Genomic DNA, 15157 nt, shown 5'->3' with positions numbered 1-15157 from the left:
GGTTCGACGGCGAAAGTCTCACTGGGCTGTTCAATGAAAGAATTCAGGGGTGTCGATCATTGGGGAGGCGGGCGCGTGAAGTTCGTTCTTGAAGTGGACATGGATGAGGGCGCCGTCGCCAAGGACGCCGTTGGCGAGTTGGGGCGGATCCTGCGGTACTGGGGAGGGAACGTCCGGCACTACGAGCTGAAGCCCGGTGACGGGTCCGCCGTCTACGACTCGGACTACCGCGAGGTGGGACACTGGGAGATCACCGAGACGCCCGCACAGTGACCGACCCGCAGAAGTGAGCATGGGAAACGCCCGGCCGGAATGTTCCGGCCGGGCGTTTCACGGGGAGCCCCAGGGTTGGGTCAGACGGGCTTTCTTGCGGGGGGCCGACCCCCGGGGTCAGACGATGTTCTTCGGGCGGTACGCCTTGTACTGGCTGCCGCTGGACAGCCCGTACGTGCGGGTGCGGTGGTCGGTTCCGTAGCCGCCGCGCTGCTCGTACGCCCAGTAGGCGGTGTGCTTGCTGCTGGTCCACTTCTCGAAGATGACGACGTGCCGGGTGGTGTTGCTCCCGATCGCGTCGATGATGAGGTCGCCCTTCTTCAGCGACGACATCGAGATCCGCTTGCTGTAGGTGGACGACGCCAGGCCGACCGTGTTGGGGCCGGGCTTGGGCAGCCGCAGCGTCATGGACGCGTAGCCGGAGCAGTCGGTGCGGTAGCCGCCGTGCGTCTTCGACTGGCTGTAGGGGACGCGGCTGCTGGTGTGCGGGTGCCAGGTCTTGGCGCGGGCGATGACCTGGTCACGGGTGACCTTCGGGACGGCGGCCGCCGCGACCTTGCTGTCCGCCGCCTGCAGCTGGACGCCACGGGCGGGCGCCTGGTGCGCCGCGGGGGTGGACACGCCGTAGAGGCCGAACGCGGTTCCGCCGGCGAGCGCCAGGGAGCTGACGCCGAGAAGAACGGCTCGAGGGGAAGCCATTGGCAATCCTCCGTGAATTGCTCGGGAATTGCGCCCCGTCGGGCGCTGAGTTCGGGGGTGCCGATCGACCCGGCAAACGATAGGGAGCCCGGTACGCCATTCGGCAAGCCCATCGGAAAGGTTGGGACACTGGGACGGGCCGGACGTCCCCCACCTGCGCGAACGCCGTCCCTGGAGGGGCTTTCGCGGGACAGCGGGACAGCTTTGAAAGGACCAAGTGATCACGTTGGGTGCCGATACAGGAACACACGGTGATCACATTCGGTTCTTGTCCTGCCCTCCCGGGAACTGGGCATAATGGCCAGCCCGGCCCGAGGGAGATATGCCATATGAGCCGAAGACGAACACCGACTCCGCTGCCCGGCGGCACTCCGGAGGCGGTGCGGATCCTGCTCACCGAGCTGCGCGCCCTGAAGGAGGAGTCCGGGCTCGATCTGCGTGCTCTGGAGCGCCGGACGCATGCGAGCCGCTCGTCCTGGGGCCGGTGGCTCAGCGGCGAGACGTGGATCCCGGCCGACGCCGTCACCTCGCTCGCGGACCTGTGCGGGGCCGACTCGCGCCGCCTCGCGGTCCTGTGGGAGGTGGCGGACGAGGCCAGGCGCTCGGCCCCGGCCGCGGTGGAATCCGCGTCCGAAAACCGCACGGCGTCCCCGTCCGAAACCCCCGCCGCTGCCGCGGCGTCCACCGGGCCGAACCACGCCGAGCCCGTCCAGGACGCAGCGCCCGCCGAACGCGCAGGGCACGTCGGCGCTCCCGGGGCCGCCATCGAGTTGGGGCCCGCCGAACCTGCCGGTGCCGGGGAGCTGTCAGCGGCCGGCCGGACGCGTTCGCGCCGGCTGCTCTTCCTCGGCGCCGTCGCCGGGTGCACGCTCGTCGCCGGGAGCGCCGGCGTGGCCCTCGGGGCGGCGCTCCAGACACCGCCGGTGGCCGGGGCCGCGCGTGAGCGGCCGTCCGGGACGGCCCGGCCGGCGGCCAAGGGGATCAGCCGTCACGAAGTCCTCGTGCGGGCCCAGGCCTGGCACCCGCACGGCGCCAAGCGGGTGCCCTACGACCAGAACGCCGGCTACCAGGGCTACCGGACCGACGGCTCGGGCTACGCGTCCATGGCGCTCGGGCTGCCGAAGCCCGGCCCCAACTCGGCGCTCCTTGAGGCGTCCTACTGCCGGCGGATCCCGATGGCGTCGCTGCTCCCCGGCGATCTCGTCATCAAGGCGAGCGGCGGCGCCGACGTGCGCGAAGTGCTGGTCTTCGAGCAGTGGACGAGCCCCGACCGCCGCGCCTACTGGGCCTACCAGCAGCGCCGCGGCTACGGGACCGACCACCTGGTGCGCCGCGACGGCCTCGCGTCCGGAAGCGACCACCACGGCTGCCGCCCCCTCAACGTCCAGGACGACCCGGTCGGCTGAACCCGCCGAGCGGTGCCGGGCCGCCGCGGGCGGTCAGGAGCGGGCGGGGACGAGGCGGAAGGCCACGAAGGCGGGCGACTCCTCCAGTTTCGCGTGGTCTTCGGGGTAGCGGTGGGCCATCTCGGGGACGGGACGCGGCTCCACGAGCTCCTCGATGAGGAACCCGGCCGCGCGGAACTCGGCGCAGATCGCCGTCAGGGGACGCCGCCACGCCCGGATCGGCCAGTCGCGCTCGGGGCTCAGCGACTCCTCCACCGTTTCTTCGGCGAAGTAGGAGCCGCCCAGGCGGAGCCAATCCGCCATGGGGTGCTCCGTGGAGAGGACGAGGGCACCGCCCTTGCCCAGGATGCGGCGCAGTTCCTTCAGCAGCGCGACGCGGTCGTCGAAGTAGTGCAGGGCCAGCGCCAGCACGACCAGGTCGACCGAGGCGTCCGGCATCCAGGTCAGCGGCGTGGACAGGTCGTGGACGCGAAGGTCGGCGCGGCCTCCGGTGCGTTCGAGGGCCATGCCGACGAAGGTGGGGCTGACGTCGCAGCCTGCGACGCGGGCGCCGCGTTCCAGCAGTTCGCGTGCGTAGAGGCCGGGGCCGCAGGCGGCGTCGAAGACGGTGAGGCCGGCCACGTCCCCCGTGAGGCCGAGCACGGCGGGACGGTCGTAGAGGGCGTTGTAGGCGCTGTCCTCGGCATGGATGGCGTACTCGTGGGCGAAGCGCTCGTACATGCCCCCGATCGTGCCAGAAGGATCAACCACTCGTGTCAGGGGCGCGTCCGGTCTCTGTCAGATCCTCGGGGACCTGGGGCAGGACGGAGGTGAGGTAGTCGCGGGCCGCCGCCGACGTTCCGACGTCGCGGCCAGCCTTCTCGGACAGGAACCAGCGGTGTTCGAGCACCTCGTGGAACAGTTCGACGTCGTCCAGGCGGTCGCGCAGGTCGGGCGGGACCGCGGTGACGACCGGCTCGTACACCTCGGCAAGCCAGCGGTTCGATGCCACCACCTCGGGGACAGGGCCGCCGCGGACGCGCTCCAGGTGCCCGCGGAAGGCGGCGATGTCGTTGAGGAGGCGGCGGGCCTGGTTCTCCTGGGCGTCCAGCCCGGTGCGGGCCATGAGGATGCGGCGGTGGTGCCCCGGCTCGGCCACGCGGGTGCGGACGCGCAGCCGGGCGCCGGACGGCCCGGCGTCCACCAGTTCCACCTCGTCCACGTCGAAGCCGAGCGAGTTGATGCGGCGCAGGCGCTCGGCGATGCGGAAGCGCTGCTCGTCGGGACGCAGGACCTCCTCGCGGGTCAACTCGTCCCACAGCCCCCGGTAGCGGCGGACGGTGTCGTCCGCGACGTCGATGGGGTCGACCTCCTCGGGGAGCGTGCCCGCGGCGGCCAGGTCGAACAGCTCACCGGCGATCCGCTCGCGGGCCAGGGACAGGTCGTAGCCGCGCTGCCCCTCGCTGAGGGACGGGTGCAGTTCCGCGGTCTCCGCGTCCACCAGGTAGGCGGCGAACGCCCCGGCGTCCATGCGGAACAGGACGTTGGACAGCGAGCAGTCGCCCCACATGAAACCCGCCAGGTGCAGCCGCACAAGGAGCTCCACCAGGGCGTCCAGGAGCCGGTCGGTGGGATGCCCGTACCGCGCGTTGGCGAACAGGGCACGGTAGGACGAGGAGAAATCGAGGAAACGCGTCACGAGGATCGCGTCCAGATCGGGACGGTCCACGACCACGCCGATGACCTCCACCGCGGGCAGGCCCAGCTCGCGGAGCCGCCGAAGGAGCCGGTACTCGCGGCGGGCCAGCCGCGCGTCCAGCTCCTTCATCGCGTAGACGGCCCCGCCCTCGGCCACGAACCGGACCGTGTGCCGGGACAGGCCGCGCTGCCTGATCTCCACCAGCCGCTCGTCGTCCCAGTCGCCGAGCGGCTCGGCCCACGGGAGGTCCAGCAGGCCGGCCGCCGACTCGCCGGGCGGGGTGAAGACGAAGTGCATCGGCTCAGGGGCCCGCGACGGACGTCCCGGACGCACCCTCGGCCTCCGGTTCGCGCTGCGCCTCCCGGTGGGCGGCGCGCGACTCCTCCGCGAGGCGGTCGAGCTGCGCGACGCGCTCCTCGTCGCGGGTGAGATTCTCGCCGGTGGACGGGTCGAACAGGTGCACCCGCGTCGTGTCGATCCACAGCTCCGCCTCGCGTCCCGGCGCGATCAGGCTGGCCGCGTCCAGCGCCACGACCGCCTGGGTCCGCAGCTGGTCGCCGTCGAGCTCCCGGGACAGGTCGCGCAACTGGGCGGTGAGGTCCGCGGGCGCCTCGTACGGGACGTAGGCGTACAGCTCGTTGCCGAGCCATTCGGTCACGTCCACCCGGACCCGGACGAGGCTGCCGCGCGCCTGCTTCTCCTCGCCGACGAGCGAGGCGTCCTCGAAGTGCTCCGGGCGGATCCCGACGAGCACGACCGAGCGGTCGCCGATCGCGGCGGCCTTGCGCGCGTCGCGCAGCTCGAACCGCCCGAGCGGCGTCTCCAGGAAGACGCCGTCCGCGGCGCGGTCCACGGACGCGGGCAGGAAGTTCATCGACGGTGACCCGATGAACCCGGCGACGAAGAGGTTGACCGGCTCCTCGTACAACTCGCGCGGGCTCCCGACCTGCTGGAGGACGCCCTTGCGCAGCACCGCGACCCGGTCGCCGAGCGTCATCGCCTCCGTCTGGTCGTGCGTGACGTACACGGTGGTGACGCCGAGGCGCCGCTGGAGCCGGGAGATCTCGGTCCGCATCTGCCCGCGCAGCTTGGCGTCCAGGTTCGACAGCGGCTCGTCGAACAGGAACGCGTCCGCCTGCCGGACGATCGCGCGGCCCATCGCGACCCGCTGCCGCTGCCCGCCGGACAGGTTCGCGGGCTTGCGGTCGAGGTGCTCGGTCAGCTCCAGCAGGTCGGCGGTCTCCTTCACCCGCCGCTGCACCTCGTCGTCGGAGACCTTGGCGAGGCGGAGCGGGAAGGCGATGTTCTCGAACACGCTGAGGTGCGGGTAGAGCGCGTAGTTCTGGAACACCATCGACAGGTTCCGCTCCCGCGGCGCGACCTTGTTGACGACCCGGTCGCCGATGACCATCTCGCCGGACGTGATGTCCTCCAGCCCGACGATCATCCGCAGCAGGGTGGACTTGCCGCAGCCGGACGGCCCGACCAGGATCATGAACTCGCCGTCCCGCACGTCCAGGGAGACGTCGTTCACGGCCGGGAAACCGTCGCCGTACCGCTTGACGATGTTCTTCATGGTGATGGCGGCCATGGTTTCCTCTCAGCCTTTGACGGCGCCGGACGTCAGCCCGGCCACGATGCGGCGCTGGAACGCCAGGACGATGATCACGACCGGGACCGTGACGACGACGGCGGCGGCGCAGATGGCGGTGGTGGGCTGCTCGAAGTAGGACTCGCCGGTGAAGAACGCCAGCGCCGCCGGGACGGGCCGGGCCCGGTCGGTGGAGGTCAGCGAGATCCCGAAGACGAAGTCGTTCCAGCAGAAGAAGAACGTCAGGATCGCGGCGGTGAACACGCCGGGCGCCGCCAGCGGGACGATCACCTTGCGGAACGCCTGCCAGGAGGTGGCCCCGTCCACCTGCGCGGCCTGCTCCATCTCCCAGGGGATCTCGCGGAAGAACGCCGACAGCGTCCAGATCGCGAGCGGCAGCGCGAACGAGATGTAGGGGATGATCAGGCCGGGCCAGGTGTCGTAGAGCCCGATGTTGCGCCACAGGTCGAACAGCGGCCCGACCAGCGACACCACCGGGAACATCGCGATGGCGAGCGCGAACGACAGGATCAGCCGCTTGCCGGGGAACTCCAGCCGCGCGATGGCGTACGCCACCAGGGTCGCGAACACCACCCCGACGAACGTGGCGATCAGCGAGATGCCGATCGAGTTGATCAGTGCCGAGGTGAACAGGTCGGTCTTGAAGACCGTCTCGTAGTTGTCCCACGTCCAGGTCTTCGGGAAGAAGCCCTGGACGTTGCCGATCTCGCTGGGCTGCTTGAACGACAGCATCACGATCCACACGATCGGGAACGCCGTCCACACCAGGATCAGCAGCGAGGCGACGATCCACAGCCACTTCGAGCGCGCCGACTCCATCAGCGGTCACCTCGCACCTGGGAGAGGTCCACCCGGAACCCCTTGATGAACACGGCCGCGATCAGCACCACCGACAGGAACAGCAGCACCCCGACCGCGTTGCCGAGGCCGAGTTCGGTCCGGGTGATGATCTGCTGGTAGGTCAGGAACGACAGCACCTGGGTCTTCTCCTGGCCGGACGTCATGATGAAGACGTTGTCGAAGATCCGCCACGCGTCGAGCGTCCGGAACAGCACCGCGACGAGGATCGCGGCCTTCATGTTCGGGATCGTGACCCGTTTCAGCCGCTGCCACGCCGTCGCGCCGTCCACCGTGGCGGCCTCGCCGAGGTCCGCCGGCACCTGCGCCAGCCCGGCGAGCAGCAGCAGCGACACGAACGGGGTCGTCTTCCAGATCTCCGACAGGACGATCACGAAGAGCGCCGCCCAGCGGTCGGAGAACCAGGCGAAGTCGCCGAGCCCGAACCAGGAGTTCACGAACCCCGACTGGACGTCGAAGGCGTACTTCCAGGCGAACGCGGAGATGACCGTGACGATCCCGTAGGGCAGCAGGATCGCGGTCCGCACCGTCCGCCGCCCGAAGACGGCGCGGTGCATCACCATCGCGAGCGCGAACCCGATCACCAGCTCGACCCCGACCGTGGCCACGGTGATGATCAGGGTGGTGAGCACCGTCTGCCAGAACAGGGCGTCCGACAGCGCGGTCGCGTAGTTGCCGAGGCCGACGAAGCGCCGGTCGTCCGGCGCGGTGATCCGGTAGCTGAACAGCGACTCGTACACCGCGTTGATCAGCGGGTACGCGGTGACCAGGAGCATCACCACCACGGCGGGCAGCGAGAGCAGCAGCCCGAGCCTGCGCTCCGCGCGGCCGCGGTCGGAGATCTCCGCGCGGGCGGGAGCGGGGGCGCCGGCGGACCGGTCGAGCTTCGGTGCCGTTTCTGCGGACGTCATCCGGACACCTTCCTTTCAGGGCCTTCCCTCACAGCAGCGCCTCGCCGCCGAGGACCGCCCGGGCGAACTCCGCGGACCGGCGCGGCGTCGTCGCGGGGTTCACCGACGCGGGCGGATGCCAGCGGTTCTGGATGGCGCCGGAGATGTCGGCGTAGTAGGGGGTGGCCGGGCGGGGCGCGGCCGAGGCGATGGAGTCCCGCATCAGCGGGGCCATCGGGAACTCCTTGAGGATGTCGGGATCGTCGAAGATCGCCGGGCGTGCGGCGACGTTGCCCTCGTCGAGCATGTACCGCTTCATGTTCGCCGGCGACGTGATGCACCGGGTCGCCTCGACCGCGAGGTCCTGGTGCTCGCTGTAGGCGCCGACGCCGATCTCGATCCCTCCGAACGGCGGCCGGCTCGGCTGCTGCGGGTCGACCGCCGGGTAGCGCGCCCAGCCGAGGTCGCCGACGATGTTCTTGCCGATCGCGCCCGCGTCGGCGTCGCCCTTCTCGGCCCGCCAGACGTAACCCCAGTTGAGCAGGAAGCCGCCGCGCGCGCCGTTGATCGTCGCCCGGGACTGCTCCTCGATGTCGGTGGACAGCGTCGGGCTCGCGGCGGAGGACCGGGCGAGCTTGCGGATGATCGACGCCGCCTGCCGGCCGGCCGGCGAGTCGATGTCGATGCTCGCGTCGTCGCCCTTCTCGGCGTCGCTGATGATCCGGCCCCCGGCCGAGGCGATCAGGGCGTTGATCCACACCATGTAGCCCTCGTACCGGTTGCCCTGCACGCCGATCGTCGTGTTCGTGCGGACGGCCGCGTCGATGAGCTTGTCCCAGGTGAAGCCGGGCGCGTTCGGGTCGATGCCCGCCTTCTTCGCCACCGACTTGCGGTACCAGAGCAGCTGCGTGTTGGCCCAGAAGGGCGCCGCGTAGAGCTTGCCCTCCCACATCGAGCTCTGCACGGCGGGCGCGAAAACGCCCTCGGTCAGCGGCGCGGCCTCGCTCTTGGTGAACGGGCGCAGGAACTTGGCGTTGGCCGCCTCCGCCACGAACACGGGGTCGAGGCTCATGAGGTCGAGCCCGGAGTCCTTGGCGGCCAGCCGCCTGATCAGCTGCTCGCGCTGCTGCGTCGCGTCGCTCGGCAGCAGGGACGTCTCGATCCGGTACCGTCCGCCCGCGGCCTGCGTGCAGGACTTCGCGATGGCCGCCTGCCCGCCGTTGTCGGGGTTGATGTACCAGGTGAGCTTCGGCGCGCCGCCGCCGTCCCCGCAGGCCGTCAGCCCGCCGGCCAGCAGCGCCAGCGCCATCGCGGCCCTCGGCCATGCGGATCGCCGCTCGGGCCCTGCCGATCGCCGCCGCGGCCATGCCGATCGTGCCCGCTCCGCGGGACCGTGCCGTCCGGCCACCCTCGTCCGGTGCCGGGCGGGTTCCGCCTCGCTCTCCGCTCGATCGACTCGCTCGACCATGGGGCCTCCCGAAACCCCCACCGGGATGCGGGCACTTCGCCGGGCCGCCCCCTCGGCGGGATTGGCCCCCCATTCGACCACCGGATTACGTGAGTGTCGAGATCCGGAGAGTAATCGGAAGGCAAAGGATCTTGATCAGGGGATGGCGCGGCCATGGTCCGGGCGTGAAGGTCGAAGCGTGGAATTCAGGGCCTGAAGGCCGACTCATTAAGAGCGATACATGAAGGTCAGGGGCGTGAAGATCCGGGGTGTGAAGGGCGGGGCGTGAAGTGGCGTGCATGAAGAAGGCGCGGAGAGAGCGCGGACCCCGACCGACCCGCGCGCCCTCCGCGCCTTCGCCTGTGTGGACGGTTGGTCCTGTGGGCGGGTGTGGCGCGGTGGCGGCTCAGTAACCGCCGCCCGACCCGTAGCCGCCGCCTCCGCCGCCGTCACCGGTGCCGGAGCCCGACCCCGTGCCGGCCGCCTTCTTTCCGGTCGGGGTGGTGGCCCACCAGACCCCGCCGACGCCCTGGCCCTTCGTGTCGCCGGGCTGCTTGTCCTGCTCGTAGTAGTACATGGGCCAGCCGTCGACGGTGAGCTGGCATTTGCCGTCGTCCTTGCGCTCGATGAAATTGACGACCTTCTTGGAGACGCCTTCGAGCTTGAGGTGCTTCCAGCCGTTGAAGACGGCCGGCGGCCATGCCTTCTTGCACGAGCCGAAGCAGTTGGTCGTCGGCGGCTTGTTCTTGTCCTTGTCGAAGCGATAGAGCGTCATGCCCTTGCCGTCGGTCAGGATCAGGCCGAGTTTCGGGTCCCGCTTGGCCTTGACGACCGTCCAGCCCTTCCAGCGGTTGCCGTTCGCCTGCTTGAGCGGGGCCGCCTTCTTGCCGGTCGGCGCCGCGGCGTACCAGGTGCCGCCCACCCCCTGGCCCCGCGTGTCGCCGGGGCTGAGGTCCTTGGCGAACCGGTAGAGCGGCCACCCGCCGAGCGTGACCTGCCACTTGCCGTCCGGGCGCTTGACCTTGCCGACCAGCGACTGCTGGACGCCCTTGACCTCGGTGTTGCCCTGACCCGCCCACACGGGCGGCCATGCCTTGGCGCACGCGCCCGCGCAGGTCGACGCGGGCGGGCGGGCGGTGTCGTTGTCGAAGCGGTAGAGGGTCATGCCCTTGCCGTCGGTGACGACCCTGCCGAGCTTGGTGACGCTGGCGACCTCCAGCACCGTCGGCTCGGGGGCCGGCGACTCGGACGGTTCGGCCGACGGCTTCGCCTGTGCCTGGGAGCCCGCGGCGTTCTGCTTCCCCCCGGCCTTCTCCTGCCCGCACGCGGTCAGCACAAGTCCCGACGCCGTGAGGGCGGCCGCAGCGGGGATCGCCCAACGTGGGAATTTCATGTCGTGTCCTCCAGGTCGTTCTGGGCCCCGGCTCCGGTTCCAGGTCCCGCACGTCGATCGAGGTGGAGCCGCCGCTCTCCCGGATCGAGGAGCAATACGGTGAACCACACGGAACGGGTTCAACCCCCGGGAACCGGACGCCCGCGCGCCGAGTCACATGCACGTGCCGTACGCAAGCGGGGCGGGAACGAGGAAGGCTGCGGTGACCACCGGAAACGACTCAGCGGCCCCGGTCGACCTGACGAAGGACCGCCCCGCCGAACCGGGCGCGACAAGGCCGGGCCCGGCGTGGATCGTCGTCCCCGCCCGCGTGCTGGCACTGATCGTCGTGATCCCGCTGCGGTTCGGGTGGGACCTGGCCGTGCTGACGGCCCGCGGCGTCCGGGCCGCGTGGAACGCTCTCATGCGGGCCCCGGGCCGGTTCGCCCGCCTGCTCGGCCGGCTGCTGCGGAGCGCCTGGCTCGCGCTGTACCGGTGGCTGCTCGCCCCTGCCGGACGACTCCTGGCCGCAATCGGCCGGGGGGTCGCCGCGCTGGTCGACCTCCTCGTCGTCCGGCCGCTGCGCTGGCTCGCCGTCGTCGTGGTCCTCGGCTTCCTGCGGTGGTTCGGGCGCGGGACGGGACGGCTGGCCCGATGGATCCACCGGGTCCTGATCGCGCCGATCGGCCGGCTGTTCTCCCTGATCGGGCGCGGGCTCGGGGGGCTGCTCGCGTTCCTGCTGCTCCGTCCGCTGCAGGCGCTCGGCCGAGGGCTCATGTGGCTCCTCGGCATCCTCGGACGCGGCTTCGGGCTGCTCTTCAAGGGCATCGGCCTGCTGCTGGGCGTCCTCGTCGTCCTGCCGGCCGTGCTGCTGTGGCGGTACGTCCTGCGGCCGCCGCTGCTCGGCATCGCCTGGCTGGCCCGCACCCTCTGGGCCGGTCTCACCTGGCTCGGCCGCGGAACCCTCACCGTCCTGGGCGCGCTCGGCGGCGTGCTCGCATCCGGCTGGCGCGCCTTCGCCGCGGCCGTGGTGTGGTCATGGCGGCTGATCGGGCGCTTCCTGGCCTGGCTCGGACACGTCCTGATCGTCGTGCCCGCACGGACGGTGTGGCGCTACCTGCTGGCACCCGTCGTCGCCGGGGCCGTGGGGGCTTGGCGCCTCGCGGCCCGGATCCTCCGGTGGCTCTGGCGGACGCTGATCGTCGTCCCGGTGCGGGTCCTGGTCGTCACCCCGGCACGCTGGACACGGACGAACGTTCTACGCCCGATAGGCCACGGCGTCCGCTCGACCTGGCGGGTCACAATCCGCGACCCGCTCCGCGCCACCCGACGCACAATGCGAGAGGCGGCCCGAGACGTACGCCTCCAACTCCGCCGAACCTTCCGAGGGCGCTGAGTTGATTGCAGTGCCCTCCTCCTTCGGGCCCCGAGGGCCCTCCATCGTCGGGCACTGCGGCGATCGCTGGCATCGCTCCGACTCGCCTTGCGGCTCGCTGCGCGATCAGATTCTTGCTCCACTCGAATCTGCCTTCGGACGCGATCGCGAACACTGGGGTTGTTGCGGGGTTGCGCTGCAAGGCGAACTGTCCAGGGGCCTCCGCACGACTCAACTCCTCGTCCCCGGACGAACGAACCGCGCCGGTCCCGGAGGAGACCGGCGCGGTCTGGTCGCTACTCGTTGTCGGAGGTGTGCTGCTCGTTGCGCTCGCGCATCTTGCGGAGCAGCTCCTTCTTCTTCTCGGCCGCCGTTCGGGCGTCGCCGCCGGCCGCCTGCGCCTTTCCGCCGCGCAGTTCTCCGCGCGACAGGTTCCTGCGCTGGCCGCCTACGCCGAGCATGCCGTTCCGGCCCCGGCTCTTGGACATGAGGTTCTCCCGTTCGGCTGGGTGTGGTCTTCGTTCGGCACCCAGGTCCGGCCGCGCGGGAGCGTGCAGCTCAGACGCGGATCGCGTCCCGGCCGGACCCGCCGGCGGGACGGTCGCGGTAGACACGCTGCGGAGTGGGCCACCAGGCGGTGGCCTCGGCATTGACCAGCATGCGGTCAGGGTAGGCAGCGGCTCGGCGGGCCCTCAACCGAATTCCCGGCGGCATGGCTGGGATACTGGTCGGCGATGTATCGACTCCTGTTCTCACTGGTCATCTCCCGTGTTCCGGCGGAGACCGTCCACCATCTGACCTTGCGGGCGCTGCACGCGATCCAGGCGGTGCCCGGCGCGGTGCCGCTGCTGCGGCGGCTGCTCGCGCCCCGCGACCCCGCGCTGGCGGTCCGCGCGTTCGGGCTGGACTTCCCGAGCCCGCTGGGGCTGGCCGCCGGGTTCGACAAGGACGCCGTCGCCTTCGCGGCGCTCGGCGCGTTCGGGTTCGGCCATGTCGAGATCGGGACGGTGACCGGGCGCCCGCAGCCCGGCAACCCGCGCCCGCGGCTGTTCCGGCTCGTTCCTGACCGGGCGGTCATCAACCGGATGGGCTTCAACAACGCGGGCTCCGAGGCCGCCGCGGGGCGGCTCGCCCGGCGGGCGCCGGGGACGATCGTCGGCGCCAACATCGGCAAGACGAAGGTCGTCCCGGAGGCCTCGGCGGCCGCCGACTACGTCGCGAGCACCGAGCGGCTCGCCCCGCACGCCGACTACCTCGTCGTCAACGTCAGCTCCCCCAACACGCCCGGCCTGCGGAACCTCCAGGCCGTGGAGCACCTGCGGCCGCTGCTGACGGCCGTGCGGGAGGCCGCCGACCGCTCGTCCGCACGCCGCGTCCCGCTGCTGGTGAAGATCGCGCCGGACCTGGCGGACGACGACGTCGACGCCGTCGCCGACCTCGCCCTCGAACTCGGGCTCGACGGCATCATCGCGACCAACACCACCATCGGCCGCGACGCCCTGCTCAGCCCGCCCGCGCTGGTCAAGGAGACCGGCGGGCTGTCGGGCGCGCCGCTGCGGGAGCGGTCCCTGGAGGTCCTGCGCCGGCTGCGGTCGCGTACGGGCGGGCGGCTCACGCTGGTCTCGGTCGGCGGCGTCGAGACGGCCGACGACGTGTGGGAGCGCATCAGGGCGGGCGCGACCCTCGTCCAGGGCTACACCGGGATGATCTACGGCGGTCCGCTCTGGGCGCACCGCGTCAACCGCGACCTGGCGCGCCGCCTGCGCGGCAGCGCCTTCCGCACCCTCGACGACGCGCGAGGCTGATCTCCGGCGGGTCGGTCCTGCGCCGGCGACCCGGCCGGTGTTCGCGAACGCGCACTAGACGAAGAAGCCGTCAGCGATCAGTTCCGGCAGGACGGCGTCGGCGTGCGCGCGGACCTCGCCCGCGTCCATTCCGGTGAGCTGTGCGATGGCGTCGAGGAGCGGGTCGACGGGCAGAGTGCCGTCGCAGACCCCGGCGAGGGCGGCCTCGACCGTCCCGACACCGGCGGCGCGGCGGAGCCGCCGCGTCTGCCGCAGCACGATCCGCTCCGGGTCCTCGGCGCCGGGCGGGCCGATCTGCTCCTGGACGAGACCGGGCGCCGCCGCGAGCAGCCGTCCACAGGCTGTGGAAAACTCGTCGGCCTTCGTGAGGCCGTCCAGCACCTCGTGCGCGTACGCGCCGACGGGCTGCTCGACCGCGTGCCGGAGCTCCTCGATCCGGACGGCCGGACGCTCGGCGCGCCGCAACGTGATCCAGCCGAACCCGATCCCGGTGACGTTCTCCCGCTCGAAGTGATCGAGCCACGCCTCGTACCGGGCGCGGTACTCGGGCGTGCCCGCCTCGCAGGAGTCCCGCAGCCACAACTCGGCGTACTCCGCCGGATCCTGGACGTCGCGCTGGACGATCCACGCGTCGCAGCCGTCCACCCACGCGCCGACGCGCTCCTCCCACGGGACCCCATCGACATGCAGCCAGTTGGCCAGGAGCTGGCAATATCCGCCGTCGTTCAGGTACCGCGAGGCGCTCTGGACGAGCCGCCGGCAGAAGTCGTCGCCCGCCATCCCCGACTCGCGGTAGGTGAACCGCCGATCGCCGGGCGGCGCGACAACGAACGGCGGATTCGACACGATCAGGTCGAACCGGCGGCCCTGGACCGGCTCCAGCAACGACCCGCGCAGCAGTTCCGCGCCGTCCACGCCGGACAGCGCGAAGCTCATCGCGGCCAGTTCCAGCGACCGCGGATTCACGTCCGTCGCGGTGATGCGCCCGCCCGGGGAGCGCCCCGCCACGTGCACCGCCTGGACGCCGCAACCCGTGCCCAGATCGAGCACGTTGTCCACAGGCCTGTGGACAACCAGCTGCGCCAGGTTCGCCGACGCGCCGCCCGTGCCCACGACGTGATCGTCCGCCGGGACGCGTCCATCGCCGGGCCGGACCTTCAGATCGGAGACGGCGTAACCGGCGTGCCCGTCACCGTCCACGGCCTCCAGCGGCTCGACGCGCACCAGCGCCCGCACCTCCCCGCCGGACGCCTCCGCGAGCCCCGCCGCCACGAGATCGTCCACGGCGACGGCGTCCTCGGGAACGGGCACCTGGAGCCAGAACAGCCGGGTCAGGACCTCGACCGGCGACCCGCCGGCCGTCGCCCGCAGGGCGGGCACGATCTCGTCACGCGCCAGCGCCCCGCCCGCGACCGGGCCGAGCGCCTCGCGCACCCCCGCGACGCTGTAGCCGGCCCCGAGCAGCAGTTCACGCACACGACGAAGATCACGCATCCGCCCATCCTGCCCGCTGCGGGCGCGCTACGCGTCCCGGATCGCCGGACATGCCCTGCCGGAACACCCCGCGAAACCCACCAGCACACGGACCAGGCTCTAGCCGCAACTGACAAAGACCGAAAGGTTGCGATCGCGTCCGAAGGCAGGTTCAAGCGAAGCGAGAACCTGATCGCGCAGCGAGCCGCAAGGCGAGACGGAGCGATGCCAGCGATCGCCGCAGTGCCCGACGATGGAGGGCCCCCAGG

The 15157-nt window shown here is 71.4% G+C and carries 14 protein-coding genes; 4 read left to right on the top strand and 10 right to left on the bottom strand.

Annotated features, from left to right (window positions below):
- The first annotated feature begins 75 nt into the window (after positions 1–75).
- Positions 76–273: a hypothetical protein gene (locus tag AB0C21_RS03005; RefSeq protein WP_500202380.1), complete on the top strand. Its 198-nt coding sequence runs from the start codon at positions 76–78 to the stop codon at positions 271–273.
- A 117-nt stretch (positions 274–390) separates the two neighbouring features.
- Here the strand turns inward: AB0C21_RS03005 and AB0C21_RS03000 are convergent, their stop codons facing one another.
- Positions 391–972, bottom strand: a complete 582-nt coding sequence (locus AB0C21_RS03000; protein WP_500202379.1) for a hypothetical protein — start codon at positions 970–972, stop codon at positions 391–393.
- A 329-nt stretch (positions 973–1301) separates the two neighbouring features.
- Here AB0C21_RS03000 and AB0C21_RS02995 point away from each other — a divergent pair, with 329 nt between their 5' ends.
- Positions 1302–2378: a helix-turn-helix domain-containing protein gene (locus tag AB0C21_RS02995; RefSeq protein ID WP_500202378.1), complete on the top strand. Its 1077-nt coding sequence runs from the start codon at positions 1302–1304 to the stop codon at positions 2376–2378.
- A gap of 33 nt (positions 2379–2411) precedes the next feature.
- Here AB0C21_RS02995 and AB0C21_RS02990 read toward each other — a convergent pair whose 3' ends face one another.
- The 7 genes from AB0C21_RS02990 to AB0C21_RS02960 all read right to left on the bottom strand — a co-directional run bounded on the left by AB0C21_RS02990 (position 2412) and on the right by AB0C21_RS02960 (position 10256).
- Positions 2412–3098: a class I SAM-dependent methyltransferase gene (locus AB0C21_RS02990; protein ID WP_500202377.1), complete on the bottom strand. Its 687-nt coding sequence runs from the start codon at positions 3096–3098 to the stop codon at positions 2412–2414.
- A 22-nt stretch (positions 3099–3120) separates the two neighbouring features.
- Entirely contained in the window at positions 3121–4353 is a 1233-nt protein-coding gene (locus AB0C21_RS02985) for a DUF4032 domain-containing protein (protein ID WP_500202376.1), read from the bottom strand.
- A 4-nt stretch (positions 4354–4357) separates the two neighbouring features.
- A complete protein-coding gene (locus AB0C21_RS02980; protein ID WP_500202375.1) occupies positions 4358–5647 on the bottom strand; it encodes an ABC transporter ATP-binding protein in 1290 nt (429 codons plus the stop codon).
- A 9-nt stretch (positions 5648–5656) separates the two neighbouring features.
- Positions 5657–6487, bottom strand: a complete 831-nt coding sequence (locus AB0C21_RS02975; protein ID WP_149260353.1) for a carbohydrate ABC transporter permease — start codon at positions 6485–6487, stop codon at positions 5657–5659.
- On the bottom strand, positions 6487–7437 hold the full coding sequence (locus AB0C21_RS02970; protein WP_149260354.1) for a carbohydrate ABC transporter permease: 951 nt from the start codon (positions 7435–7437) through the stop codon (positions 6487–6489). Before AB0C21_RS02970 ends, AB0C21_RS02975 begins: the two co-directional genes overlap by 1 nt.
- 28 nt (positions 7438–7465) lie before the next feature.
- Positions 7466–8725, bottom strand: coding sequence for an extracellular solute-binding protein (locus tag AB0C21_RS02965; RefSeq protein ID WP_500202374.1), 1260 nt, complete (start codon positions 8723–8725; stop codon positions 7466–7468).
- A gap of 544 nt (positions 8726–9269) precedes the next feature.
- Positions 9270–10256 carry a hypothetical protein gene (locus AB0C21_RS02960; RefSeq protein ID WP_500202373.1) on the bottom strand — a complete coding sequence of 329 codons (987 nt, stop codon included), beginning with the start codon at positions 10254–10256 and terminating at the stop codon, positions 9270–9272.
- A 202-nt stretch (positions 10257–10458) separates the two neighbouring features.
- On the opposite strand from AB0C21_RS02960, the gene AB0C21_RS02955 reads away from it, so the two are divergent.
- Complete coding sequence (locus tag AB0C21_RS02955; RefSeq protein ID WP_500202372.1) at positions 10459–11631, top strand: hypothetical protein; 1173 nt, start codon at positions 10459–10461, stop codon at positions 11629–11631.
- 275 nt (positions 11632–11906) lie between these two features.
- Here AB0C21_RS02955 and AB0C21_RS02950 read toward each other — a convergent pair whose 3' ends face one another.
- Positions 11907–12098 carry a DUF6243 family protein gene (locus AB0C21_RS02950; protein ID WP_500202371.1) on the bottom strand — a complete coding sequence of 64 codons (192 nt, stop codon included), beginning with the start codon at positions 12096–12098 and terminating at the stop codon, positions 11907–11909.
- A gap of 246 nt (positions 12099–12344) precedes the next feature.
- Between AB0C21_RS02950 and AB0C21_RS02945 the strand changes: the two genes are divergently transcribed.
- Complete coding sequence (locus AB0C21_RS02945; RefSeq protein ID WP_500202370.1) at positions 12345–13415, top strand: quinone-dependent dihydroorotate dehydrogenase; 1071 nt, start codon at positions 12345–12347, stop codon at positions 13413–13415.
- Positions 13416–13469: 54 nt separating this feature from the next.
- Here the strand turns inward: AB0C21_RS02945 and AB0C21_RS02940 are convergent, their stop codons facing one another.
- Positions 13470–14909 (bottom strand): DUF7059 domain-containing protein, encoded by a 1440-nt coding sequence (locus tag AB0C21_RS02940; RefSeq protein WP_500202369.1) that lies wholly within the window; start codon positions 14907–14909, stop codon positions 13470–13472.
- Positions 14910–15157 lie beyond the last annotated feature (248 nt).

Origin of the sequence: Spirillospora sp. NPDC049024, assembly GCF_040649235.1 — a bacterium.
Lineage (GTDB): Bacteria > Actinomycetota > Actinomycetes > Streptosporangiales > Streptosporangiaceae > Spirillospora.
This window is presented reverse-complemented; position numbering and strand designations above follow the sequence as displayed.

Coding starts and splice junctions, on each gene's coding strand:
- AB0C21_RS03000 (WP_500202379.1), bottom strand. CDS start 972: ATGGCTTCCCCTCGAGCCGTTCTTCTCGGCGTCAGCTCCCTGGCGCTC.
- AB0C21_RS02995 (WP_500202378.1), top strand. CDS start 1,302: ATGAGCCGAAGACGAACACCGACTCCGCTGCCCGGCGGCACTCCGGAG.
- AB0C21_RS02990 (WP_500202377.1), bottom strand. CDS start 3,098: ATGTACGAGCGCTTCGCCCACGAGTACGCCATCCATGCCGAGGACAGC.
- AB0C21_RS02985 (WP_500202376.1), bottom strand. CDS start 4,353: ATGCACTTCGTCTTCACCCCGCCCGGCGAGTCGGCGGCCGGCCTGCTG.
- AB0C21_RS02980 (WP_500202375.1), bottom strand. CDS start 5,647: ATGGCCGCCATCACCATGAAGAACATCGTCAAGCGGTACGGCGACGGT.
- AB0C21_RS02975 (WP_149260353.1), bottom strand. CDS start 6,487: ATGGAGTCGGCGCGCTCGAAGTGGCTGTGGATCGTCGCCTCGCTGCTG.
- AB0C21_RS02970 (WP_149260354.1), bottom strand. CDS start 7,437: ATGACGTCCGCAGAAACGGCACCGAAGCTCGACCGGTCCGCCGGCGCC.
- AB0C21_RS02965 (WP_500202374.1), bottom strand. CDS start 8,725: ATGGCGCTGGCGCTGCTGGCCGGCGGGCTGACGGCCTGCGGGGACGGC.
- AB0C21_RS02960 (WP_500202373.1), bottom strand. CDS start 10,256: ATGAAATTCCCACGTTGGGCGATCCCCGCTGCGGCCGCCCTCACGGCG.
- AB0C21_RS02950 (WP_500202371.1), bottom strand. CDS start 12,098: ATGTCCAAGAGCCGGGGCCGGAACGGCATGCTCGGCGTAGGCGGCCAG.
- AB0C21_RS02945 (WP_500202370.1), top strand. CDS start 12,345: ATGTATCGACTCCTGTTCTCACTGGTCATCTCCCGTGTTCCGGCGGAG.
- AB0C21_RS02940 (WP_500202369.1), bottom strand. CDS start 14,909: ATGCGTGATCTTCGTCGTGTGCGTGAACTGCTGCTCGGGGCCGGCTAC.